This is a genomic window from Kitasatospora sp. NPDC056800, from assembly GCF_042789775.1.
GTDB lineage: Bacteria > Actinomycetota > Actinomycetes > Streptomycetales > Streptomycetaceae > Kitasatospora.
Genome location: NZ_JBHUAL010000157.1, coordinates 1 through 23,167 on the forward strand (window position 1 = coordinate 1; position 23,167 = coordinate 23,167).

20 protein-coding genes are annotated in these 23,167 nt (G+C 71.8%); 8 read left to right on the plus strand and 12 right to left on the minus strand.

Annotation, left to right across the window (positions count from 1 at the left end):
• Positions 1-53: 53 nt before the first annotated feature.
• Together ACFRQN_RS28725 and ACFRQN_RS28730 are read right to left on the minus strand one after the other, a co-directional pair.
• Complete coding sequence (locus ACFRQN_RS28725; RefSeq protein ID WP_380743089.1) at positions 54-1,247, minus strand: argininosuccinate synthase-related protein; 1,194 nt, start codon at positions 1,245-1,247, stop codon at positions 54-56.
• 91 nt (positions 1,248-1,338) lie between these two features.
• Entirely contained in the window at positions 1,339-2,673 is a 1,335-nt protein-coding gene (locus tag ACFRQN_RS28730) for a hypothetical protein (protein WP_380743091.1), read from the minus strand.
• A gap of 797 nt (positions 2,674-3,470) precedes the next feature.
• Here ACFRQN_RS28730 and ACFRQN_RS28735 point away from each other — a divergent pair.
• The 4 genes from ACFRQN_RS28735 (at position 3,471) to hppD (ending at position 9,410) form a co-directional block, all read left to right on the plus strand.
• Positions 3,471-5,402: an amino acid adenylation domain-containing protein gene (locus ACFRQN_RS28735; protein WP_380743093.1), complete on the plus strand. Its 1,932-nt coding sequence runs from the start codon at positions 3,471-3,473 to the stop codon at positions 5,400-5,402.
• Positions 5,399-7,348, plus strand: coding sequence for a hypothetical protein (locus tag ACFRQN_RS28740; RefSeq protein ID WP_380743095.1), 1,950 nt, complete (start codon positions 5,399-5,401; stop codon positions 7,346-7,348). Before ACFRQN_RS28735 ends, ACFRQN_RS28740 begins: the two co-directional genes overlap by 4 nt.
• Positions 7,349-7,410: 62 nt before the next feature.
• A complete protein-coding gene (locus ACFRQN_RS28745; protein WP_074005882.1) occupies positions 7,411-8,250 on the plus strand; it encodes a phytanoyl-CoA dioxygenase family protein in 840 nt (279 codons plus the stop codon).
• 95 nt (positions 8,251-8,345) lie between these two features.
• Positions 8,346-9,410, plus strand: coding sequence for a 4-hydroxyphenylpyruvate dioxygenase (hppD, locus tag ACFRQN_RS28750; protein WP_380743097.1), 1,065 nt, complete (start codon positions 8,346-8,348; stop codon positions 9,408-9,410).
• A 66-nt stretch (positions 9,411-9,476) separates the two neighbouring features.
• On the opposite strand, the gene ACFRQN_RS28755 is transcribed toward hppD, so the two are convergent.
• On the minus strand, positions 9,477-10,235 hold the full coding sequence (locus ACFRQN_RS28755) for an endonuclease/exonuclease/phosphatase family protein (protein ID WP_380743099.1): 759 nt from the start codon (positions 10,233-10,235) through the stop codon (positions 9,477-9,479).
• A 953-nt stretch (positions 10,236-11,188) separates the two neighbouring features.
• Positions 11,189-12,013 carry a Stf0 family sulfotransferase gene (locus tag ACFRQN_RS28760; RefSeq protein ID WP_380743101.1) on the minus strand — a complete coding sequence of 275 codons (825 nt, stop codon included), beginning with the start codon at positions 12,011-12,013 and terminating at the stop codon, positions 11,189-11,191.
• A gap of 15 nt (positions 12,014-12,028) precedes the next feature.
• On the opposite strand from ACFRQN_RS28760, the gene ACFRQN_RS28765 reads away from it, so the two are divergent.
• Together ACFRQN_RS28765 and ACFRQN_RS28770 are read left to right on the plus strand one after the other, a co-directional pair.
• Positions 12,029-13,150 carry a glycosyltransferase gene (locus ACFRQN_RS28765; protein ID WP_380743103.1) on the plus strand — a complete coding sequence of 374 codons (1,122 nt, stop codon included), beginning with the start codon at positions 12,029-12,031 and terminating at the stop codon, positions 13,148-13,150.
• Between the two features lie 547 nt (positions 13,151-13,697).
• The gene (locus ACFRQN_RS28770) at positions 13,698-14,153 is read left to right on the plus strand and encodes a hypothetical protein (RefSeq protein WP_074005887.1); all 456 of its coding nucleotides are present in this window, start codon (positions 13,698-13,700) and stop codon (positions 14,151-14,153) included.
• A gap of 30 nt (positions 14,154-14,183) precedes the next feature.
• Here the strand turns inward: ACFRQN_RS28770 and ACFRQN_RS28775 are convergent, their stop codons facing one another.
• The 5 genes from ACFRQN_RS28775 to ACFRQN_RS28795 form a co-directional block, all read right to left on the minus strand.
• Positions 14,184-14,444 (minus strand): hypothetical protein, encoded by a 261-nt coding sequence (locus tag ACFRQN_RS28775; protein ID WP_143204718.1) that lies wholly within the window; start codon positions 14,442-14,444, stop codon positions 14,184-14,186.
• Between the two features lie 106 nt (positions 14,445-14,550).
• A complete protein-coding gene (locus tag ACFRQN_RS28780) occupies positions 14,551-16,593 on the minus strand; it encodes an SPFH domain-containing protein (RefSeq protein WP_241853191.1) in 2,043 nt (680 codons plus the stop codon).
• 4 nt (positions 16,594-16,597) lie between these two features.
• Positions 16,598-18,031 carry a TIR domain-containing protein gene (locus ACFRQN_RS28785; protein WP_380743105.1) on the minus strand — a complete coding sequence of 478 codons (1,434 nt, stop codon included), beginning with the start codon at positions 18,029-18,031 and terminating at the stop codon, positions 16,598-16,600.
• Positions 18,028-18,528, minus strand: coding sequence for a toll/interleukin-1 receptor domain-containing protein (locus ACFRQN_RS28790; RefSeq protein ID WP_380743107.1), 501 nt, complete (start codon positions 18,526-18,528; stop codon positions 18,028-18,030). The genes ACFRQN_RS28785 and ACFRQN_RS28790 overlap by 4 nt, the downstream gene beginning before the upstream one ends.
• A gap of 485 nt (positions 18,529-19,013) precedes the next feature.
• Complete coding sequence (locus tag ACFRQN_RS28795) at positions 19,014-19,574, minus strand: TetR/AcrR family transcriptional regulator (protein ID WP_380743108.1); 561 nt, start codon at positions 19,572-19,574, stop codon at positions 19,014-19,016.
• Between the two features lie 104 nt (positions 19,575-19,678).
• Here ACFRQN_RS28795 and ACFRQN_RS28800 point away from each other — a divergent pair, with 104 nt between their 5' ends.
• Positions 19,679-20,629, plus strand: a complete 951-nt coding sequence (locus ACFRQN_RS28800; protein ID WP_380743110.1) for an NmrA family NAD(P)-binding protein — start codon at positions 19,679-19,681, stop codon at positions 20,627-20,629.
• 11 nt (positions 20,630-20,640) lie between these two features.
• Positions 20,641-21,039 (plus strand): hypothetical protein, encoded by a 399-nt coding sequence (locus ACFRQN_RS28805; RefSeq protein ID WP_380743112.1) that lies wholly within the window; start codon positions 20,641-20,643, stop codon positions 21,037-21,039.
• Here the strand turns inward: ACFRQN_RS28805 and ACFRQN_RS28810 are convergent, their stop codons facing one another.
• The 3 genes from ACFRQN_RS28810 to ACFRQN_RS28820 all read right to left on the minus strand — a co-directional run bounded on the left by ACFRQN_RS28810 (position 21,040) and on the right by ACFRQN_RS28820 (position 23,027).
• A complete protein-coding gene (locus ACFRQN_RS28810) occupies positions 21,040-21,195 on the minus strand; it encodes a hypothetical protein (protein ID WP_380743113.1) in 156 nt (51 codons plus the stop codon). It abuts the gene before it with no gap.
• Positions 21,196-21,373: 178 nt separating this feature from the next.
• Complete coding sequence (locus ACFRQN_RS28815) at positions 21,374-21,859, minus strand: helix-turn-helix domain-containing protein (protein ID WP_380743115.1); 486 nt, start codon at positions 21,857-21,859, stop codon at positions 21,374-21,376.
• A gap of 118 nt (positions 21,860-21,977) precedes the next feature.
• Positions 21,978-23,027, minus strand: coding sequence for a LacI family DNA-binding transcriptional regulator (locus ACFRQN_RS28820; protein ID WP_380743117.1), 1,050 nt, complete (start codon positions 23,025-23,027; stop codon positions 21,978-21,980).
• Between the last annotated feature and the right edge of the window lie 140 nt (positions 23,028-23,167).

Below are 23,167 nucleotides of genomic sequence, written 5' to 3' on the forward strand. Positions count from 1 at the left end.
GCCGCTCCCATGGCGGGCCGACGGCGGGGGAGCGGGACGGTACGGGCCGCGCATCAGGCCCCCGCCAGCACGGCGAGCTCCGACCTCACGGACTGCTGCTCCCAGCTCTCCCGATCGCGCAGGTAGACCGGCCGGTCGGCCTCGATGGCCCGGGTCTCGGCCCCGCCGGGCGTGAGCCGCCAGCGCACCGAGCCCGTCACCGGCCGGGCGCAGAAGTCCATGAACGACTGGGTGGCCGCGCGCAGTTCGCCGAACCAGCGACCCTCCAGGGCCTCCCGCACCCACAGCTGTTCGAGGTGCATCTTCTCGCGGATCGTCTCGGCCGAGAGCACCGCCGACTCGAGGTGCCGGTAGCTGCGCAGTAGGAGCCAGGCGGCCGGCATCTCCCGGATCTCCAGCACCTTCTCGCCGCCGGCGAGGTGCTCCAGGCCGCTGTACCGCCCGAGGCCGAAGGCGCCGACCCGCCGGTTCAGCTGGTCGATCAGCGGCACCAGCGGCAGGCGGGTGCCGTCGACCGCCACCGGCGTACCCTCCTCGAACCGCACCTCGATGCCGTCCTCGGTGACCGCCGGTCGGCGCGCGCTCCACCGGAACATCTGCTCCGGCACCGCGTGCTGCTCGGGGTCGTCCAGGAGCCCGGACTCGAACTCGCGGCACCAGAGGTTCGAGTCGCCGCTCACGACACGCTCGCTCATCCGGGCGAGGCCGGCCTCCTTCAGCTCCTGGATCTTGACCTCCCGGCCCACCGGGTCGAGGTCGTACGGGCTGCCGTAGGCGCCGTCGAAGCCCAGCAGTTCCAGGGCGCCGTTGAGTCTGCGCATGGTGTTCTGGGAGCGGTTGGCGGTGTGCAGGACGGCCGCCGCCCCGAGCTCCTCCGCCAGTTCGGCGGCGAACCGGGCGATCAGCGGGCGGCTCAGGGTCGAACTCACCGGGTGGGTCCCCAGGTAGACCGCCTGGCTGACGATGGCCGCCCGCACGAACTCGTCGGCGAAGGCTCCACGGCCGTCCACGACGTGCAGCCGGACCCCCAGCTCGTCGGCGATCTGCTGTTTCTGTTCGCTGGTCTCGTCCTCGCCGAGGTCCACGCTCAGCGCGTGGACGTTCCGGAACCCGGCGTTCTTCAGTCGCAGCAGGAGGAAGCTGCTGTCGAGCCCTCCGCTGAAGAGCGTGACGACGGGGGCTTCCGCCGGCAGGGCATCGGTCGTGAGTTGACGGAAGGAGCGGATCAAGCGGTGGTGGCTTTGCATGATGGTCCTTCGAGACGCGGTGGGGGAAGTGGTTCGGCGCGTGCGGCGGCCGTCCCGCGGGTGAGGTCCGCGGCCCGGGCGGCGGGCGGCCTCAGTCGTCCGAGTAGGTGCCGAAGGAGGAAGCGGATTCCGGCCAGTTCTCCTTCTGCCACCGGCGCAGTTCGGGGTAGCTCGCGTGCGCGGGCACGACCAGCAGCCGCTCGTCGAACCACGCGGTCAGGGAGTCGCGGCGTTCGCGGAACTCCTCCCGGGTGCGGCCGCTCAGCACGACCTGGCCGACGGCCTCGGTGGTGCTCGCGAGCGCGTCCGCCATGCGGAAGCCGTACGGGAGTTCCAGTCGCAGGTACTCGACCCCGGGCAGGGCGCGCACCTCGGCCGGGGTCGGGTAGCCGACCAGGACGCCGGGACGGTTGTTGAGGTAGGTGGAGCCGATCGTTTCGGGCCGCACCGAGGGCTCGATCCGGGGGTCGGTCCCGGCCGCGCAGCGCAGCCCGGCGAGCGCCAGGTCGACGCCGAACTTGGCTTCGACCAGCTCGGGTTGGAGCAGTCCGCCGGTCCGGGCCGCACATTCGCCGAACACCAGCCTCCCGGTGTCCGGCTGGTGGAAGAGCTCCATGTGGAAGGTGCCGCGCCGCAGGCCGAGCGCGCGCAGGGCCGGTTCCACGACCGAGCGTGCGAGGTCGTAGGCGGAGGCGTCGGTGACGGGGTCGAACACCTCGACCTGGAGCGCCCGGTTGAAGTCCACCGTGCTCAGGCAGGGCTCGCCGTACGTGCTGACGCTGAGGAACCGCAGCTCTCCGTCGAAGACCACGCCGTCGGCGATCCACTCGTCGCCCGCAACGAACTCCTCCAGCACGAAGGTCCGTTGGGGCATGCCGGCGCGCCGGAGCTCGGCACACCGGGCGATCAGCCCGGCGCGGCCCTCGACGACCGAGGTGTTCCGGGTGCCGGCACCGGCGACCGGCTTGAGGACCGCCTTGTCGAAGTCCTCGACGCTCGCCGGATCCAGGTGGTGGACGTCCTCGATCAGGCGGGACCGGGTGACCTCGATGCCGGCCGCGGCGAGCGCCTCCTTCTGCAGCCACTTGTCCCGGAACCGCACGGCGGTGTCCGGGTCCACGGCGACCGGGGCGCCCAGGACCTCGCCCAGGGCCGCCACGGTGACCAGGGCGAACTCGTCCCCGGTGTGGACGCAGTGGAAGTCCCGGTCGGCGAGGCCGGCCCGGTGCAGCGCGAGCAGCACGCTCTCCACGCTGGAGGTGTCCTCGGCGAAGACGGTCTCGACCCCGTCCGGAATTCCGATGAACCCCCAGTCGCGCAGGCCGGGGCCGTGCACCACGACGGGCTCGATTCCGTTGCGGAGCGCGGCCCGGATCAGGTACGGGTCCGCTCCGACGATCAGGGCCGAGGATCGGTTCTCAGACACGGGTCTCCTTTGGAACGGGGCGGGTCCAGCCCACGATGTTCGTGCATCGATTCAGTGGCAATGCCCCACCTGATGCCGCCGCTTCGGCGAATTCGCCGGGGCCTCGGGCGCGAATGACCGGGGGAATGCCTGCGGGGATGCGCGGAATGCGTCCCGTTCCACGTATCCGTCACGCTCCGACGGATACGCGAACCCCCCGGTCGGCTCCGGAACCATGGCGTCGTGGTTCTTGATCCATAGTCCATGACAAGCAGTTGATGTGCAATGGCACATTGCATCTCGCGGTGCCGGCGTCCCTATTTGATCCGGTTTGGCCGTCTATTTTCACATCGGATCACAAGTGGAGTCGGATCCTCCAGCGCGCTCGACAGGGCTTCCCCGGAGAGCATGTGACGGACCATCGGACAACCGGGCGCGTCTCCGGCGATCTGGGCAAGCGGGGCCGGATCGGACATAGCGCATGATTGCCGGTATTCCCTGGAAGAGGGTGGCGGGACCTCTTCCGATTGCTTAGGCTCCTGGAGGTTCCGGCACCTGCCCGGTGCGGCGGAAAACGGGATCCGACGGAATTCCCGGACGCGCCGCGGTCGGCCCTTTCCGTCTCCCCGGCCCGGCCGGAGCGAGGACACCTGACAATTCCGTCCCGGCCGACCCGGACCTTCACGGGAACCCGTGCGACCCGTCGGCCGCCGGGATTCCCGCCCACCCGCGCGGCGTCGGCGTCGGTCCCATCAACACGCATTACGCGGCGCCGTGTCCATCGACCCGGTCAGCGCACGAGAGGACGGAGTCAGCCAGTGATCCAGCGGAACAACGGACCGACCGGGGGCGAGCCGGGGGCCACCGTGCACGCCCTGTTCGAACACCATGCGGAGCTCGCCCCGGACCGGACGGCCGTGGTCGCGGACGACGGGCAGCTGAGCTACCGCGAGCTGAACGCCCGCGCGAACCGGCTGGCCTGGCGGCTGCGCGAGGCGGGCGTCGGGCCCGACACGCTCGTGGGCATCTGCGTCGAACGCTCCGCCGCGATGATCGTCGGACTGCTGGGCATCCTGAAGGCGGGCGGCGCGTACGTCCCGCTCGACGCCGGATACCCCGCCGAGCGGCTGGAGTTCATGCTGCGGGACACCGCCGCCCCGGTGCTGGTGACCCAGCGCCGGCTCGCCGACCGGCTCCCTGCGGGCCGGGCGACCGTCGTCCTGCTCGACGAGGACCCGGCCCACCACCCCTCCGGGAACCCGCCCGTCGTCGGCCGGCCGGAGCTCGCCAACGTCATCTACACCTCCGGATCCACCGGAACACCCAAGGGCGTCCTGGTTCCGCACCGGAGCGTCGTGCACCTGGTGACCGATCAGGACTACGTGTCCATCGCGCCGGACGACCGGGTCGCCGCCCTCGCCACACTGTCCTTCGACGCCTCCACCTTCGAGATCTGGGGGCCCCTGCTCAACGGCGCGACCTGCGTCGTCTACAGCTTCGGCGGCACCGACCTGACCACCCTCTGCCGCCGGGTCCACCGGGACGCCGTCTCCGTCCTGCACCTGACCAGCCCCGTCTTCCGGCTGCTGGAGCCGGCGCACCTCGCCGACCTCTCCGGGGTGCACACCCTGCTGTTCGGCGGGGACTCCATCCGGGCCGAGGTGGCGGACCTCGCGCGGCAGGCCTTCGCGGGGCGGCTGATCCACCTGTACGGGCCGACCGAGACAACCGGCTTCGCGACCTACCAGGACGTCCGGACCATGGCACCGGACGCCACGATGATCCCGATCGGCACCCCGCTCGACCGGGTCCGGGTCCGGGTGCTCGGGCCGGACGGAGCGGACGTCCCGGACGGGGAGAGCGGAGAGCTCCACATCGGCGGAGCCGGCATGACCCGCGGCTACCTCGGCCGCGCCGAACTCACCGCCGAACGCTTCGTCCCGGACCCCGACGACCGCGCCGGCTCCCCGCTCTACCGCACCGGTGACCTCGTCCGGCGCGGCCCGGACGGGGCGCTGCGCTTCCTGGGCCGGATCGACCGCCAGATCAAGGTGCGCGGCTACCGGATCGAACCGGGCGAGATCGAGGCCGCGCTCACCCGGCACCCCGGGGTGCACGACGCGGTCGTGGTGGCCCGGGACGACGGCGCGGGGGACAAGCGCCTCGACGCCTACGTCGTCCCCTCCTCCGGACCTGCCTCGGGACCGGCCTCCGGATCTGCCTCGGGACCTGCCTCCGGACCTGTCGGCACCGGCGACGGCGCGGGACGCGACCGGGAACTCGTGGCCGACCTGCGCCGGCGGCTCTCGACGGAGCTGCCGCGGTACCAGCGCCCGGCCTCGATCACCGTGATACCGGCGATCCCGCTCACGACGAACCTCAAGGTGGACGCGGCGAAGCTGCCCGCCCCCGCCGAGGAGCGCGATGCCGCCCAGGGCTCCCCGACCGCCCCCCGCGACGAGCTGGAGTCGGCGCTCGCCGCGCTCTGGCGCGAGATGCTCGGACTCACCGAGGTCGGGATCGACGACGACTTCTTCACGCTCGGCGGAGACTCCGTCTCGGCGGTGCAGCTGGCCACCGCCGCGACCCGGCTGTCCGGCGTCCCGGTCACGGTGCGTGATGTCATCGGCTCCCCGACCATCCGCGGACTGTCCGCCCTGGCCGACGGATCCGCCGCCGTGCGGGCCGACGGTGCGGCCGGCGCTCCGGCCGGTTCGCCGCGGCCGACTCCCGCCGGAGGCCCCGCATGAGCGGCCGGGCCCCCGCCGACGCGCCCCTGACCAGGGCGCAGAAGTTCCAGTGGTTCCTGGAGAAGGGGCTGGCCGAAGGACTCCGGCCGCTCCCGGCGGGGACCGACGAGGCCGCCGCCCAGCGCCTGGTGCACGCGCTGGAGGACCGGTTCGAGATCCTCCGCACCTCCCTCGCCGTCGTCGACGGAGAACTGCGGCAGCTGGTCCACCCGTCGGGCTCCCCGGTGCGGGTCGTCGACGTCGCACCGGACGGCACCGCCGAGCGGAGCCTGGCCGACCTGGTGCGGGTGTTCACCGCGCACACCCACGGCAGGGTCGGCCGGTTCCTCGTGCAGTTCCATCTGCTCCGGTCCGAGGACCGGCGCTGGCTGGCGGTGGTCGCCGACAACGTGGCCGTGGACGCCGGGTTCCACGGCGTGGTGGACCAGCAGCTCACCGACCTGCTGCACGGACGGACGGACAGCCCGGACGCCGGAGTCCCGCACCGGGGACCCGGGATCCAGCCGGCCGAGCAGGCCCGGCGCGAGGCCGACCCCGGCGAGGACACCGAACGCACCAGGGCGCTCGACTACCTGCGGCGGCACTTCTCCCACGCACCGGCACGGATGCACCCGCACCACCCTCCGGGCGAAGGGACGGCGGGCCGCTACTACCGGAGCACGCTCACCCTGCCCGGCGCGGACGGCCTCTTCGCCCGCGGCATGGCCCACACCGGGCTGCTGCCCTCGGCCGTCGTCCTCGCCGCCTTCGCCCAACTGCTCTGCCTGCGTGCCGACACCGACGCGTGCACCGTCAACGTGTCGCTCGACAACCGGCACAACGCCGACCTCCGCCGGGTGCTGTGCGCCACCGCGCAGCGCACCCCGGTGGCCCTCCGCCGGGAGGGCCGGAGCCTGCTGGAAGCGGCCGCCGAGGTCCAGCGGACCCTGGCCGAGGGGCACCCCGCCTACGGCCGGTACGACCCCTTCGACCTGATCCGCGAACGGGTCGAGGCCCAACACCGCCGAGGCGTCTGCCTCTCCACCGACCTCGCCTTCAACTTCATTCCGCCGCCGCAGGGTTGGCGGGAGCTGATCGAGGCCGAGCCCGGCCCCACGGACGGGCCCGGCTCGACGGGCGGGTCCGGCTCCACGGACTGGCCCGGCTCCCGGATCAGCTGGGCGAGCACCGCGGAGACCTCCTACGAGTACGGAGCCAGCCTGTCGGTCCGCTGGGCCGACCCGCACACCGTCCGGCTGTCCGTCCACGGCGACTCCAGGGTCCTGGAACCCGAGCAGTGCGCGGCACTGCTGCGCGGCGTCGAGCTGGTCCTGACCCGGGCCGCGACGGGCCGGGACTGCTCGCCGGACGAGGTCGCGTCCGCCGTGGGACTGCTCCGGCTTCCCCGCGGCCCCCGCGAACGGTACTCCGGCGGGCGGTGGATCGACCTCCGCGCGATCGAGGACCTCCTGCTCGCCCTGCCCGGGGTCACGGCGGCCGGGGCGTCGCTCGAACCCGGCGGCGCGTCCGGCACCCCCCGGCTGACCGCCCGGGTCACCGCGGCTGACGGCAGCGCGCTCACCCCGTTCGACCTGCGGGAGGAACTGCTCCGAGCCGCGCACACGGGTGCGATCCCGGTGGTCCCCGACTGGTTCGAGATCGACGGCGGCGACGTCTCGGACGGGCGGTCGCTCCCCGGCCGCCCGGCGGCCAGGGCCGAGGAGACCGCGCTGCTCACCGCCCTGAGCGGGACCGGGCCCGGCCGGGCCCCCGACCTCGACCTCTGCTACCTGCGGGCGGGCGGCCGGCCGGAGCACTACCCGCGCTTCGCGGAGCTGCTCCGCCGGCTCGGCTACCACCCGCCCGGTTTCGCCCAGGTCAGTGGCATGGCCACCCTGCGCAGCCTGGCCCGGGAGCTCCGTCCGTCCGGCCGGGCCGGAGGCCGGCCCGCGGCGCCGGCCGGCTGACCGGGCCTCCGACGGCGCGACCTCGCCAACCGACCCGTGACCCACCGACCCTCGGAGCACCCATGACCAACGCAATGCCGGAGCCGGTCCTGTCCCAGGAGGAGGTCGATCGCTTCTGGCGGGACGGATACCTGCTGATCCGCGGCGTCCTGACCAGGCAGCAGGCCAGGCACCACGCCGGCCTGATCCTCGACCTGCTCCCGCGAGACCTGCGCGTCCCCGACCACTGGGAGGCGTACGACGGCCGGTTCAAACCCTTCAACACCCCGGGGAACCAGACCTTCGACGGACCGGAGTTCATCCCGCTCTTCCAGAACGAGCGGCTCTACCGGGTGGCGGCCCAGCTCCTGGGGCACCCCCGACTGCTCGTCCGGGACGGCTCGGTGGCCATCACCATGCGCAACGATACGGCGCACCCCAGCGAGCTGAGCCAGGACCTGCACATCGACCCGGCGGTACCCGAGGACGCGGACGAGTTCCTGCTCACCCCCGAGGAGGTCGAGATCGGGGGCTGCTACTACTTCACGGACGTCGCCCCGGGCGGCGGCGGCATCCACGTCGTGCCCGGCGGCCACCGGATCGTTGAGGCCGAGGCCCGCGCCGTCCGCCGGGGGCGGCAGCTGCACGACAAGTGGCGCAACATCCCGGACCTCGAGAGCGTCGAAGTGACCGGGCAGGCAGGCGACTTCGTGCTGACCCATCATCTGATGCCGCACGCCGCCTCGCACAACCGGCGCCCCGAGGTCCGGGTCGCCCAGTTCGTCCGCTACGCGCGGGACGACCAGCCCTGGGACGCCGGCGAACGCCCCGGTGACCGCCCGGCCGGTCACTCCTACAACGACCTGCAGACCGCGGCGATGACCCCGCTGGGCCGCCGGCTGCTCGGCGTCGACCCCTGGTAGCGGGCCCTGGCGGTGGCCGGTCCAGCACCAGTGGACCGGTCACCGGCACCGGTACCGGCACGCCCGGCAGACCATCCCTCAAGGAGGCCACCACCATGACGACACACCCGGACGGCATACCGCTCGACCTGTCCGTCGACCACGTAGAGCTGTACGTGGAGGACCTCGACGCCAGCGCACGCCACTACGCCCGGGCCTACGGGTTCACCGTGTACGCCACGGCCGACCGGCCGGGCGAGGCGAGGTCCGTCGCCATCGGCCGGGAGCACATCCGGCTGGTCCTCACCCAGGCCCTGGCGGAGGACCACCCCGCCGCCGACTACGTCCGGCGGCACGGGGACGGCGTCGCCGACATCGCCCTGGCCGTACCCGACGTGGTCGCCGCCTTCGCCGCGACCGTCCGGCGCGGCGCCCGGCCACTGGCCGAACCCGAGGAGACGGACGGCGTGGTCACCGCGGCCGTCGCCGGCTTCGGCGACCTCCGGCACACCCTGGTCCAGCGCCGCGCGGGAACCGACCACCGGCCGCTGCCCGGTTTCACCCCGGTACCGCGGAGCGAGCCGGAAGCGGACACCGGCCTGCTGGCCGTCGACCACTTCGCGGTGTGCGTCGAGGCGGGCCTGCTCCGGTCCACCGTCGCGTTCTACGAGCAGGTCCTCGGCCTGCGCAACACCTTCACCGAGCGGATCGTCGTCGGCGCCCAGGCCATGGACTCCGAGGTGGTGCAGTCGGCGTCCGGCGGCCTCACGCTCACCATCATCGAGCCCGACACCAGCCGCGAACCCGGCCAGATCGACCACTTCATCAAGAACCACGGCGGCTCCGGCGTCCAGCACATCGCCTTCCGCACCGACGACGCCGTGCGGACCGTCCGGACGATGGCCGAGCAGGGGGTGGCGTTCCTGTCGACGCCGGGCCCCTACTACCGGATGCTCGCCGATCGGCTGCGGCTGACCCGGCACTCCGTACCCGCGCTCGCCGCCCTGGGCATCCTCGTCGACGAGGACCACGAGGGCCAGCTCTTCCAGGTCTTCACCCGGACGCTGCACCCTCGGCGGACCCTGTTCTTCGAGGTCATCGAGCGGGTCGGGGCCACGACCTTCGGCAGCGGCAACATCAAGGCACTGTACGAAGCGGTGGAAGCGGAACGGCACGGGTGACCGCCACCGCCTCCCGAGGGTCCGGGCCGGCCCGCCGCCCCGGCCCGGACCCTCGGGGGCCGGCGGTCAGCCGGAGACCACCAGTCGGGCCAGCACCGGCAGGTGGTCCGAGGCCACCGGTTCCTCGGTGACCAGGCCGACCCGCACCGGCGTCACCCCCCGGCCCGCGAAGACGTAGTCGATGCAGTCCTGCGGAGCATCGGCCGGGAACGTCGCCACCGGACCACCGTCGAGAACCGTCCAGGAATCGGTGAAAGCAGCCCGAAGCCTAGTTATCTCCGACGTTCCCGGAACCGCGTTGAAATCGCCGAGCAAAATGGCCGGACCGGTTTCCCCGATCAGCTCCACGACTTCTTCCGCCTGGCGGATCCGGTCGATTTCCGAGAACAGCTCCAGATGCGTGACGAAGACCTGCAGCGGAATTCCGCCGAGGTCGATCTCGACGTGCAGCAGGCCGCGCTGCTCCTCCCCGGGGGACCGGAAGAGGTGGGTGTTCCGCGCACGGGTGATCGGGTGCCGGGACAGCACCGCCGTACCGTACTGGCACCGGGGAGCCGTCGGCACCGACGGGTCCAGGTCGATGTTCGCCCCGTACGCCGGGTGGTAGCCGAGCGACCGCGCCAGCTCCGCCACCTGGTCGTTCCACTGGCTGCGCCCGTCGAAGTGCCGGTCCACCTCCTGGAGCCCGACGATCTCCGCACCGCTGCGCCGGATCACCCGGGCGATCCGTTCCAGGTCGAGGACGCCGTCCGTTCCCTCCCCGTGGTGGATGTTGAACGACAGGACGTCGACGGTAGCTTCGGCGGAATCCAACCGGCTGTCCATGCGCACTCCTTTTCCACGGCGGACCGTTCCGCCGCTGCGTTGCCTGATCGGCCGGAGCCCATTGAATACGATCGCCGGCCGGTCCGGCAGAAATTCCCCTCCTGGCGAACGGGCACCGACATTGTCGAAATTCCCGCCGCCCCGCCGAAAAACACCCTGGGACGGCAGACGCGGAAAAGCGGTCCGCCGGCTGACGTGGAGGTACGAACCCGCGGGCGCGGGGAGGACGACCTGGCGCCCGTCTCGGCGTTCCGCAGGTGTGGCGGTACCGCCAGGTGCACGAGGGCAGAGGCGTCGTGGTCTGCGCCGTAGCGTGTGTGTGCCGAGGTGTAGGAGGCCATCCGGAGTTCGACCTCTACCGGGCCGGGTACCGTCGTGAGGTTCGGATCGGGCTGCTGCGATGGGCCGGCGGTCGGGCGTGGTTGGTCCTGGTCGCGGAGGACGACGAGGAGATCCGGTCGGTTGACGGTCTCCGCCAGCTCGCTGGTGAACCACTCCGCGAGGGCTGGGCCGCCGCGTCCGACCCAGGTCTCGACCAGGTGGCGGAAGGCGGCTTCCCGCCGGTGGGGTAGACGGTGAGCACCCGCGGCGAGGATTGCCTCGCCGGCTCCGGCGAAGGCTCGGTGGAAGTCGCGTACGGGGATCCGGCCCGCATGCCGGGGACTACGCACCATACGGACGTGCAGCATGGCGCGATGCAGAACGGTCGCTGCGGCCATGGCGTTGGCGCCCAGGTCACCCTGGCCATCACCTGTCCCAGATAGTCACGGCCGGGCGTGGACGGTTCCGGGGAGCGAGGAGCCCGTCCAACGAGTGCCCGGCGGCCGCAGCCTGCTCGATCATCCAGGTGCGCCGATCCTCACCGAGGCAGGCCATCCATTCCAACGCTGCCAGAGACCGACGCTCGCGCCCGCCTCGCGTGCCGGCCGTCGCCGAGGTCGCGGAGGCAGCGGTCACGTTGAACCGTCCCGGCGGTACCGGGCCAGCCATTCCAAGCTCACGTCGTTTCCCTGCCGACGCGTGAGCGGCTCCACCGGCCGGCCGCCTCGCGCGACTCCCAGGCTGTCCAGGAGCCGGTCCACCACACCCTCCGGGTCCGCCAGCGCGTCCTCGTACGTCACCGTGATCGGCGTGATCCCGCTGTCGGAGAACCGGCGCGCCCACTCCTCGTTCTGCTCCCGGATCACGTGCTCCCAGTGCGCGATCCGGTCGCGACGGTAGGGAACGTCAGCACCCACGCCACGAACGTCGTCGGCATACCAGACGTCGGTCTCCAGCGCCCGGTACAGAGACACCGCTTGTGCCGCCGTGTCCAGCCGCCGGTTCCACACATATACCGGGCGGTCGAAGGCGCGCTCGATCACCTCGCGCCAGCTCGCTCCACTCGCGGACTGGTGTCGCCGCAGCCCGGCGACGACCTCGTCCAGGTACGACCCCATGACGATCAGGCCCAACACGCCGTTGGCTGAAGTCCCGATCCGCATCAGCTTTCGTAGCTGGTCCGGCTGCGTCCGGTGCGCCGGACCGATCGGGATGTCCTCACCGTCCAGTTCGGTAACGTGGTTGTACAGGTACTCCTGCGGGTTGCCCGACAAGCCCGTGCTCTCCAGCAGACCGGCCAGCAGATGAGTCCCTGACCTCGGTGTGCTGCAGATGAGCAGGCATCTGCCCGCCGCCGGCGCCACGTCGCTCGTTCGCGCCACAGGTCGCACCCCCTCTTTGAGCGCCTTGACCGTCGCTCGACCCCCCCTTAGCGTAGTGGTTCCTGGGTCGCACACGTGGGGGGTCGGGGGATGCGCATAGCGATCGCGTTCGACGGTCAGTACGCATCGGCGGCACGCAACATGCTGTCGTCGCTGGCCCGTTGCCTCCCGCCGAAGAGCGGTGTGCGCATCTCGGCACTGATGACAGATGACTCGCCGAGCGCCGACGTCGTCGAGCACGCGATGTCCCGCGGGCTCGATCTGGAGGTCGTCCGTCTGCGCCGCGACCTGTCCGACCTGCCACTGCTGCGCTACCTGACCGGCGCGACGTACGCACGCCTGTTCCTGCCAGAGCTGGTGCCGGACGACGTGGTGCTGTACATGGACGTGGACGTCGTGCTGATGCGAGACGTGACAGAGCTGTTCGCGACGGACCTCGGTGACAGACCCCTCGCGGCCGTGCGGGACATGTGGCGTCCCAACCTGCGCGAGGCGTTGGCAGGCGGAAGCAACGGACGATTCGCGCCCGACGCGCCCTACTTCAATGCGGGGGTGATGCTGTGCAACCTCCGCCAGTGGCGTCGGGAGAGCTTGACCGAGCGGGCCCTCGACTGGCTCGCGAGCCAGGATCAGGTCCCGGTCTGTCTGGAGCAAGATGCGCTCAACGCGCTCACGCACGGTCGATGGATCGAGCTGGATCCGCGCTGGAACGTGTTCCCGATGACTGACTTCCGCGACATCCCGCCCGAGGCTTGGCCGCCGCGACTGGGTACGGAGTACCACGCGTACCGGGATCAGGAGCGACGCGCCTTCGTGCTCCACTTCATCGGCTCCCGCAAGCCATGGCGTCACCCGTACCCGGACACCGAGAACCTCAGGCGATATCGTCACTTCACCACGCCCACCGTCGAGGACCTGACGCCGAACCCTGTCACCTCGCCGTCTCGGCCGACCTCCCCGACCGTCGAGGACCTGACGCCTAACCCTGTCACCTCGCCGTCTCGGCCGACCTCCCCGACCGTCGAGGACCTGACGCCTAACCCTGTCACCTCGCCATCTCGGCCGACCTCCCCGACCGTCCCGGAGACGCCGCCCCTGGCGCTTACCGGGGGAGGGGCGTCGGCGACATCGCCGGCGGCGGTGTTCGGCTACCCAAACCGGCGTGATCAGGACAAACGACCCGAGCGTCGCAAGAGGCCTCGCTTCGTCTGACCAAGAAGTACGCCTACGGCGACGTCCTCCACGTCGTTCTGGTCGGACGCTTGGCGGCGGAGCCGGAGGCGTTCCAGACAGCTCCGGGCTCCAGCCATCGCCATCGTCTTCTGTTCGCACGGTCCGCTCCACCACGCCCATGCGACGCACCCGCCGCGGCACAGCGCTCCTTGAAGCCTCAGCGAGCCGGTCAGGCAGAAGACGTGTCACCTAGCTTTCAGTACACCGTCCCGGGGAAGTGGCACGAAACCCGGAACGATCAAGGTGGCACGGAGCGCGGATCCAACGAAACGCACAGCTCGCGGACTCGCCATAGGACATCAGGACGCGGAACCCGCGGCCTGCTCCTTCCGCCACGGCCTGACCGCTGTGGTCCACAGCCTCGGGATGGGCCGCAACGAGATCGGCATGCGTCTGCTCTCCGCGGAGAGCCGCCGCGTCCCGCTGTGCCTGCCGCGATTTTCGGCGACTTGTCCGTCTGGGCGTCGTCGTCTCCTGGGTGCTAGATTCGAACGCGTTCAAAGAGGGTGCTGTGCAGGGGGGAAACATGGCCGCGGTGCCGGTGAGTGCCCGGTGGCTGTCCGGGGTCGGGGCGGTCGCGTTCCTGTTGCCGGCGTGGAGCATCCACCGGGGGTATGGCCCGGGCGGGCTGGTTCTGTACGTCTTCGGCCTGGGCTGCGCGGTGGTGTGCGCCGTGCCGCCGTTCTTCTCCGACGAGAAGCGGCTGCGCGTCGCGTGCACGGCCGGCGGCGCGGTGGTCACCGTGGTGTCCGCGCCGTTCGTGTTCGTGGGCGCCCTGTTCGCGAGGTTCCTCTACTACGGCACCCTGTACCTGGCCTTCCTCGCGCTCCCCGTCACCGCGGTGGCCGGCCTGGTCGCCGGGTTCCAGCGCGCCAAGGGGCGGGACCGCGGCCGTGGGCCGGCCCGCTTCGCCTGGGCGTGCGCGGCGCTGACGCTGACCGGCTGGCTGGCCGTCAGCGCCTGGATCCTGACGCTGCGCTGATCGTCAGGCCCCTCGACCTCCTGGACGGCATCATCCGCGAGTGATGTGCCGTCCCTGCGGGCCGCGTTGCAGGCCGTCCGCGGCGGCCCGCGCCAACCGCTGCGACATCGGATCGCGACGCCAGCCGTTCCGACGTCGGCGGGCTCGGACGCCGAGGTCGTAGGCCACGGAGCCGAGGGCGAGGACGACGAGCGGCCGCACGAGCGGGGAGTCGGGCGGAACGGTGCCGGACAGCAGGGCGCCGCTGACCGGGCCGGTGCCGGCCATGGCGGTGCCTGCCGGCGCGCGCACCGGCAGGCACGACCATGGCCGGGGAGCAGCCGGCCGTCGGGCTCATCGGGTCACCGCGGCGGCGGGGGCGTGGGGGAGGACGGGCACCGGCGCCGTGTCGGGCTCCTTACCGCCCGGCTTCCCCGCTCTCCGCCTCGGGTAGCGAGGGCCGCTCCGCGCCCTCGATCCCGGGCCCCCTGCGCAGGGTGCGCATCCGGTCCATCAGCCCGTCGAGACGAGTGATCGGCAGCGTTTCGAGGAACGCCGAGAGGTCGCCCCCGCTGACGATCTGCGGAACGGGCGCCTGGGAGATCTCCCTGAGCATCTTGAGCACCATGACGTTCTCCAGGCCGAGGACCTGGATCTCGGCCTCCAGCTCCAGCTTCACGCGCCGCCTCTCCGCTTCCACCCGCACCTTGTCGATCGCGTCCTCGCGTTCCGCGTTCTCCAGTTGCAGCGCGAGCTTCTCGCTCTCCATCTCCTCGTCGGCCGTCCGCTTGAGCATCTCGTTGAGCCTCTCGTCCTCGGCCCGGAAAACGCCCAGGTGGGTGCCCTTGGACTCCACTCCCCAGTCCCGGAGTTCGTTCTCCACGAGGGTGGCGAGTTCGAGCCGGGTGTCCCGGTAGTTCTTCACGAACTCCAGCACGGTCGACGCGGTGGCGATCTGGTTGAAGTACGTGGTGACGATGGCGCCCAGGACGCGTTGTACGAAGCGCTGGACGGGCATCCGGTTGTAGTCGAGGCCGCCGATGTCCGAGATCTGGGCTCCGCCGTTCCGCCTGACCAGTCCGGGAGCGGACTGGGCGGGAATCCGGATGAGCTGCTTCACGTCCACGAACAGCCGGTAGCCCTGCACGGTGGCCGTGATCCTCCCCAGATGCACGTCGTAGTTCTGTTGCTCCGCGGGCGTCTTCTCGTCCCATTCCAGGGCGAGGAGGTGCGTCGGGATCAGCATGACGCGGATGAAGTACGGGTTGAGCGCGGAGACCGTTCCCCCGCTCAGGGTTTCCTCCTGCACCCCCCGGCGGCCGCCGTTCTGCAGGAACACCCATGGCAGGCGGAACCCCTGATGGCCCGGTACCGGTGGTCCCGCCTGGTCGTCCTCTCCCGGATCCGCGCCGTCGAGCGTGATCACCACGCCGGTCTGGTCGGCGGGAATGGCGATCTGCTTCAAGTGCCGTGCTTCCAGCGGTCCGCCGCGCGCCTCCACGTTGTGCGTGGTGATGACGTCGAACAGGGCCGGGTTGATGTCGTAGTAGGCACCGCCCTGGAGGATGGCGAGCTGCTTGCCCTGCTGACCGCCGCCGGTGAGGAACCGTGCGCCGTCCTGGAAGTCGTCGCACTCCACGTGCGGACCGAAGAGCGCCCCGGGCGGTCGGTTCCCGCCGGCCCTCGCGTCGACCAGGCCGATGGTGCCCGCCGGAACGTGGACCCGGTCCACCAGCGTCACCCGGAACAGCTCCGTGTTGATGGAGTAGGTCTGTCCGCCGGCCAGCACGCCGATCTGTGTGCCCTGTTCCCCGCCGTTCAGCAGGAACCTCACGCCGTCCTGGAAGTCGTCGCAGGGCACCGGCAGCGCCAGCGCCCGGTTCCCCGGCCGCGTCCGGCCCGCCTTCGCCCTGACCAGGCCGATCTTGCCCTCCGGCACCCGCGTCCGGGGGACGACCTGGACCTCGTAGACGAACGGTGTCATCCAGTGGCGCCCGGGCAGGAGCGTGCGGGCGAGCACCCCGTGGGTGGCGTGTGGGGTGACCTGCGGGAAATCCGGATGAGTCCGGCCGTTCAGGCGCCGTACGATGCCGATGTGGCCGGGGGGCACGTAGCGGAGACTGAGCCGGCCGACGGCACCGGAGATCGCCAGGAGGAGTAGGAGAACGACGATGACCGTGAATTGCATGAGCCACACCTCTGTAGCGGTGATGTAGACCAGGAGAAAGAGCGGGACACAGCCCCGGGCGGGAGCGGGCGTCTCTTTCCTGTGCTTCTTCCCGCTCTTCTGATCGGGCGGGTCCGTTTTCCGGGTGACGCGGGGGGAGAGGGCCAGGACGCCGAAGACGTTCACCGACGCGTGGACGTAGAGCGCCAGTCGAGCGCAGACGGCCAGCGAGCACAGCGCGGCCAGGGATCCGACCAGGTAGATCGCCAGATCCACCCGGTCCGTCCACTTCACCGGCTCACCTCCTGTCCCCCCTGCGCAGATGCACGGCCAGAACCGTGGAAGTCCACTCGTCGTACCAGTGGTTGAACGGCTCGTTCTGCGGATTGCGCAGCGTCGGGTAGTACGCGCCGCGGGGGCCGGGCCCCGCCCGCTCCGTCAGCTCGTGGTAGAAGCGCGGCACCAGCGCGTCGGCGGAGCTCCGCCAGCCGCAGGCCACCGACAGCGCGAGGAAGTCCGCGTGCCGGTTGCCGCGCACCGCGGCCCGGGCCGCCTGGGCGCTCCAGCCCTGCCGTCCGTGCGTGTGGTCGGCCCATATGCCGTCGACACGGGCCAGGACCTCGACGGGGATCCGGCGCGCGTGGCGGGTGCCCAGCCAGCCCTCGTCGAGACGGCCGGCCGCCTCCAGCACGATGGCGGTGGTCTGGAGATCCGCGTGCGCGAAGTTGTGCTCGGCGAGACAGCCGTCGAGGCGTCCGAGGGAGACGGCCTCCGGCACCCGCACCGTCTGCGCCGCGGGTCGCTGGAGCGGAGCCGGGAACAGGGAGGACATCTCGTCCGGCGTGCTGCCGTTCCGGGAGGCGGTGTCGATGTCCCGCAGCCGGAGGAGCTCCTCCGGGCTCAGCAGCCGGCCGTCCCGGGCGTCGGCGTACCAGGTGTGGGCCAGAAGGTAGTTGCGCTGCCCGTCGAGCAGGACCGGGAAGAAGGGGCGCTGGTGGTGCATCGCCTCCAGGATCATGTCCGTGATGTCGTCGGAGTTCTGGGACTGCGGTGACATCAACACGATCACGGCCGTCGCGAAGTCCAACTGCTGGCGCCTCACCCAGACGTGCGAGTCCCCGGCCCTCAGGTCCGCGACCGACCAGACCCGCAGTCCGGCTCCTCTCACCTGGTCGGCGAGCGCGTGGGCGTACGCCGTGTCGGCCTTGTCGTAGCAGAGGACGACGGCGGGCTCGTCGGGAGGCACGAGGGGCCGGGGAGGTGAAGGCTGGGCCGACGCGATGTTCTCCGCGTGTCCCGGTGCGACGGATCCGCCGGGACCGGGCCGGACGCTCTCACCGCGGATGGCGGCGACGAGTTCGTCGACCTTCCGCTCGTAGTCGGCGGCGTCCGGGGTCCTGAAGTCGCGCCAGACCCGGCTCGCGGCCAGGGGCGGGAGAGGGGCGTCCCCGATCAGCAGCGGAATGAGCCGCAGCCGCCGCCGCGCTCCGGCCGTGACCAGGGCCGCGTACTCCTCGCGGGCCCAGGACGAGGCGCGTGAGGCCGGGCTGATGACGACCAGGGCACATCCGGCGTCCTCGATCGCCGCCTCGGCGTGGTGCACGCTCACGTCACCGGGCAGCACGTCCCACTCGTCGAAGAGGACGGTCAGGTCGCTCCGCCCGAGACGGGCTGCCAGTACCCTCGCCCAGTCGGCGTCCTCCCTGGCGTAGCAGAGGAACACCTGGGTCATAAGGCTTCGCCCCGCGGCCGTACCGCCCGCACCAGCGCGGCGAGGCTCACGTCGTAGGGCTCGCTGCCGGGATTCCGCAGGTCCGCGGGCCGGCGGATCCTGGCGAAGGGCGGCAGTTCCACGTCATCCACGAGCACGGGGATGAACCGCCGTCCACCGGTGTGCACGCGCTGGAGCAGCACCGCGTACTCGTCGCGGATCGCGGCGTCGTTCATCGTCGCGCTGCTGAAGAGCAGGAGCCCGTTGGCCGTGACGCGCAGGGCCGCTTCCTTCTCCAGGCTCTCCACCAGCCCCGGGCCGATCCACTCGGCCAGGAAGACCCGCAGCCCCTCGGCACGCAGTCCGGTGGCAAGGGTCTGCGCCGCCTCGGTGTCCACCGAGGCGTAGGAGACGAACGCGTCGTACGTGTCGCCGAGTTCGGTGGCGGCATCGGCGGCGGGCTCCAGTGCGGGTGGGGTGTCCCGGGGACGCCGTAGCCGTGACAGCCGCTCACGCACATCGACTCCGGTCGAGAGCGCCGTGGCTCCGGCCGTGAGCAAGGCACCGACCGCGCCGGCGACAGCGATCCCAACTTCCCATGACCCCATACCCGGAGGGTAATCCCTGCCCCCAAGAGCCGCCGGTGCTTTTGAGGTATCACCGGGTTTCTTCGGGGTGCCACGATCCGGTGACGGCCCGAGAGGCCGTGACGGACGAGGCCCCGGGCTGTCGACCGGGATGTCCGACGCCTCAATCACGCTGCTCGGAAGCCTCGTTGGCCGTCTGCCCGGCCGCGCCCGACCCGCCCACGCGCTCGTGGAGCGGGTCACCGTGCTCGTCGTTGCCCGTGAGGGCGGCGACCGGCGTCGCAAGTTCCGCCCGTCTCAGTACCCGATCGTGGCGGGAGAGGTCTTCGGGAGGGTGGTGCCGGTGCCCTGAACCGGCCTCCCTGGCGTCACCCCGGCCGTCGTCCGGCCGGTGCGTCACCACGGGCCCGCCCCTCTCATCCTCGGGGACTGATCCCCCGCACAGCCAGGGCGAGGAGCCGGTGCGCCTCGGCGGCGGGGGTCGGGTGGTGTTCGGTGGCGAGGGCCAGGCCCGTCACCAGCGCTACCAGATCGGCGGTGGTCACCTCCGGTGCCACCGCGCCGGCGCGGGCGGCCCGGTGCAGCAGGGGGTCGACGGCGCTTCCCAGGCGTGCCGAGCAGGCGTCGACGTGGTTCCCGCCGCCGGTGCCGGCCGGGAGCAGTGCGTCGGCCATGCCCCGGGCGGAGGCCGCGTAGGTCGTGAGCGCGCCCAGCCAGTCCAGGAGCGCGGTCCTGGGATCGTCGGCGTCGGCGAGGTCCGCGGCGCGGGAGCACAGCGCGTCGACCCTCCGGCTGAAGACCGCTTCCAGCAGGGACCGGCGGTCGGGGAAGTGGCGGCGCACCGTGGCCGAGCCGACGCCGGCGATGCGCGCGATCTGTTCGAGGGAGGCGTCGGCGCCGTGGGCGGCGACCTCGGCCTCGGCCACGGCGAGGATCCGCGCGCGGTTGCGTCGGGCGTCCGCGCGTTGGGCTGTCATGGCGTCGTCTCCGTACTTGCTAAGCGGCGGGGCCCTCCGTATCGTACGCGAGTAGAAACGGCGGGCCCCGCCGTTTTCTCTCCGGTGCCGTGTGAGGAGCTCGTATGAGCGCACAGTCAGCCCCCGTCCTGGTCGTCGGTGCCACCGGTCAGCAAGGCGGCGCCACCGCCCGAGCCCTGCTGAAAGCGGGCGTCGCCGTCCGCGCGCTGGTCCGCGACCCGGCGACGGCCCGGGCCCGGGCCGTCGCGGCGCTCGGCGCCGAACTGGTCACCGGCGACCTCGACGACCCCGCCTCGCTGGCCCGGGCCGCCGCAGGAGCGCGCGCCGTCTTCTCCGTCCAGATGCCCGACATGGACGGCCGGGGTTTCGAGGGCGAGGTCGCGCAGGCCGTCAACCTCATCGAGGGCGCGCGGGCCGCCGGGGTGGCGCAGTTCGTCCACACCTCCGTCTCCGGCGCGGGGCGGCACGCCGACTGGCCCACCGGCCGGTGGGCCTGGCTGCAGCCCTACTACGCCGCGAAGGCCGGGATCCAGGACCGGGTCCGTGAGGCGGGCTTCGCGCGGTGGACCCTCCTCAAGCCCGGCTTCTTCATGGAGAACTTCCACCCCTCCGCCGCGATCATGTTCCCCCGCGGACTCGACGGCGGGCTGGTGAGCCTGCTGAAGCCAGAGACCCGGCTGTCCCTGATCGCCGTCGACGACATCGGTACCGCCGCCGCGGCGGCCATCGCCGCACCGGAGCGCTTCGACAGGGTCGAACTCGAACTCGCGGGCGACGTCCTGACCATGGCGGACATCGCCACCGTGCTGTCCCGCGTCCTCGGCACCGCGCTCACCGCGCCCGACATGACCGAGGCGCAGGCCGGCGCCGCCGGAATGCCTGCCATGGGCCTTGCCCAGGCATCCATCAACGACCTCCCCCAGCCCGCCCGCCCCGAGTACGCGCGGGAACTGGGACTGCCCCTCACCACCTTCGACACCTGGGCACGAGAGCACCTCTGCGAAGGCCGGGGCGCCGCCGAGGCCGGCGTGACGGGATCAGCCCAGTCGCGTTGAGGGAGGCTTCTGTGGCGCTGAGCCCCGATGAGTGGGTGCTGCTGGAAGCCGTCGCTGCCGAGAGTTCGGGCCGGCTGACCGGAGAGCCGCCCCAGGCGCGCCGGACCGCGGAGCACGGGACCGTGCGCCGGCTCGTCGGAGCGAAGGTGTGCGAGTTCGCGAGCGCCGAACTGCCCGACGGTCTCACTGCCGGCGGAGCCCGTCCGGCGTGGGCGGTGCGGGTCGCCGACTTGGGGCAGGAGCCGCTGCGCTACCGGATCCTGCGGGACCGTCCAGCCGAGCAGCCTGTCGTACCGGTGGCGGCCGACTGCGTACCGGACACCACGATCAGCGTGCGTGCCTTCGGCCTGCCCCTTCTCGGTGACGCGCGTACCCTCGACGGCCTGAGAAAGAATCGGGTGGTCGGGTGATCACTCGTTCTTGAGGTCGTCGGCGAGGCGGCGGGCTGTTTCGGTCTCGATGGAGCCGCGTGATTCGATCTCCTCGCCGCCGCCCGCGTCGCGTGCCGAGGCGAGCCCGACCGAGGCGCGGGATCCTGGCCCGCGGCCGTCTGGGGTTGACGCCACCGCCCGGATCGGCAGGGAGGTCGGCTTGGCCGCGGGCGGCGTCAACTACCGCCTCGCCCGGCCGAGTCGCCGGTGGCACGTCCCCAACCGGACGGCGCCGGTGGGGCGGGCGTACGCGTTCGGCGTCCTTGTGGCGGAGGTGTGGCCGCCGGCGTCTGCCCGCCGCACGCGACGGCCGTCAACCGGCCCGGCGCACGGGTCGGGGCCCGGTCGGGCGGGGTTGCGGACAGCGCCGGCGGCGCCTGCAGCACGGGCCGCTCCCGCCGGTCGCGGTCATCGGCAGGACCATCACGACCACCGCGGACGGCTGTTCGTCCACCTCCCCGGCGGCCGGCGTCTCGCGACGGCTCCCGTCCGGCTGATCGGGCCCGCTGCCGGGAACGGCGCGCGCGGCACGGAGAAACCATTCCAGTCGCGAGGCCCTCAGGCCGAGCGCCGCCGCGAGCTGTTGGACGGAGCGGCGCTGTGGTCGGAGCACCCGGCCCCGCTCGATGTCGCTGATCGTTCTCACACTGACCTGGGAACGCCGGGCGAGTTCCTCATGCGTGAATCCCACTTCACGACGAAGCGCCCTCAGCATGCCCCCGAATGCCGAATCCCCTTGTTGTGCCTTCGACATGTCACCCCCCAGAATCTTGGCGCATGGGAGCGCTCCCACACCCATCGGGAGCGTAGCAGCACCTTATGCCCAGGTCAGCCGTGACACGCGGCCGTGGCTCATACCGGAACAACGGGACGTGACGGCCTTTCAGTTCGAGGCCGTTCGAGGCAGTCCGAGGCCTTCAGGCCGAGGCGCGGACCGTCAGTTCGGTCGGCAGGATCACCTGGCGGCGCGGCCGCCCGGGGTCGGCGATCTCCTCGAGCAGCAGCTTGACCATCAACCGCCCCATCGCCTCGGTCGGTTGGCGAACACTGGTGAGGGACGGCTCGGTGCTACGGGCGATGACGGAGTCGTCGAAGCCGACGACGGCCACGTCTTCCGGCACGTGCCGCCCGGCCTCGCGCAGCGCCCGGAACGCGCCCACGGCCATCAGGTCGGAGGCGCAGAACACGGCATCGAGGGTGGGCATTTCGGCCAGGAGCTCGCGCATCGCCGCGTAGCCGCCCGCCTCGGTGAAGTCGCCGTGGGCGACGAGCGCGTCCTCCGGAGCGAGGCCCGCCTCCGTGAGCGCCTCCCGGTACCCCGCCAGGCGTGCCCCGGCCGCTTCCATCGCGAGCGGCCCCGTGATGGTGGCCACTCTGGTGCGGCCGAGTCCGACCAGGTGCCGGACGGCCGCCCGGGCCCCGCCGGCGTTGTCGGCGTGGACGTAGCTCAGCGATTCGCGCTCGGACCGGCGACCGCCCAGCACGGCCGGCATTCCGAGCTGTTCGAGCAGGTCGGGCAACAGGTCGTCCTGGCGCACCGAGACCAGGAGCACCCCGTCGACCCGACGCGCGGTGAGGTAGCGCGTCAGACGTTCGCGCTCGTCCTCGTTGCGGACCAAGGTCAGCAGCAACTGAAGGTCTGTTGAAGCGAGTTCGTCGGAGATCCCGGCGATGACGTCCGCGAAGTACGGCTCCGACCTCAGTCGCGCCAGGCTCTCCGGGACGACCAGGGCGACGACGTCGGTGCGCGAGGTCACCAGGGACCGTGCCGCCTGGTTGGGTACGTAGCCGAGCTCGGCGACGGCGTGCTCCACGGCCTCCCTCGCCCGGGCGCTCACCTTGGGCGAACCGTTGATGACCCGGGACACCGTTCCCCGGCTGACTCCCGCGCGGGCGGCCACGTCCTCCACCGTCGGTCGCGCGGCAGGCCGGGCACCTCCGGGGCCCGGCCTGTCAGTTCGGGGCATGATCACACTCCGGTGTGGCTCACTCTCGGGAGTGGCCATCCTACACGGCGTGAGAGCGCTCCCATCGGCGCTTCCACGGGTGCTCCCACCAGCGCTCGCACGGGCCCGGCGCCCGTCGGCCGGTCGGGAGGGTCTCCGAC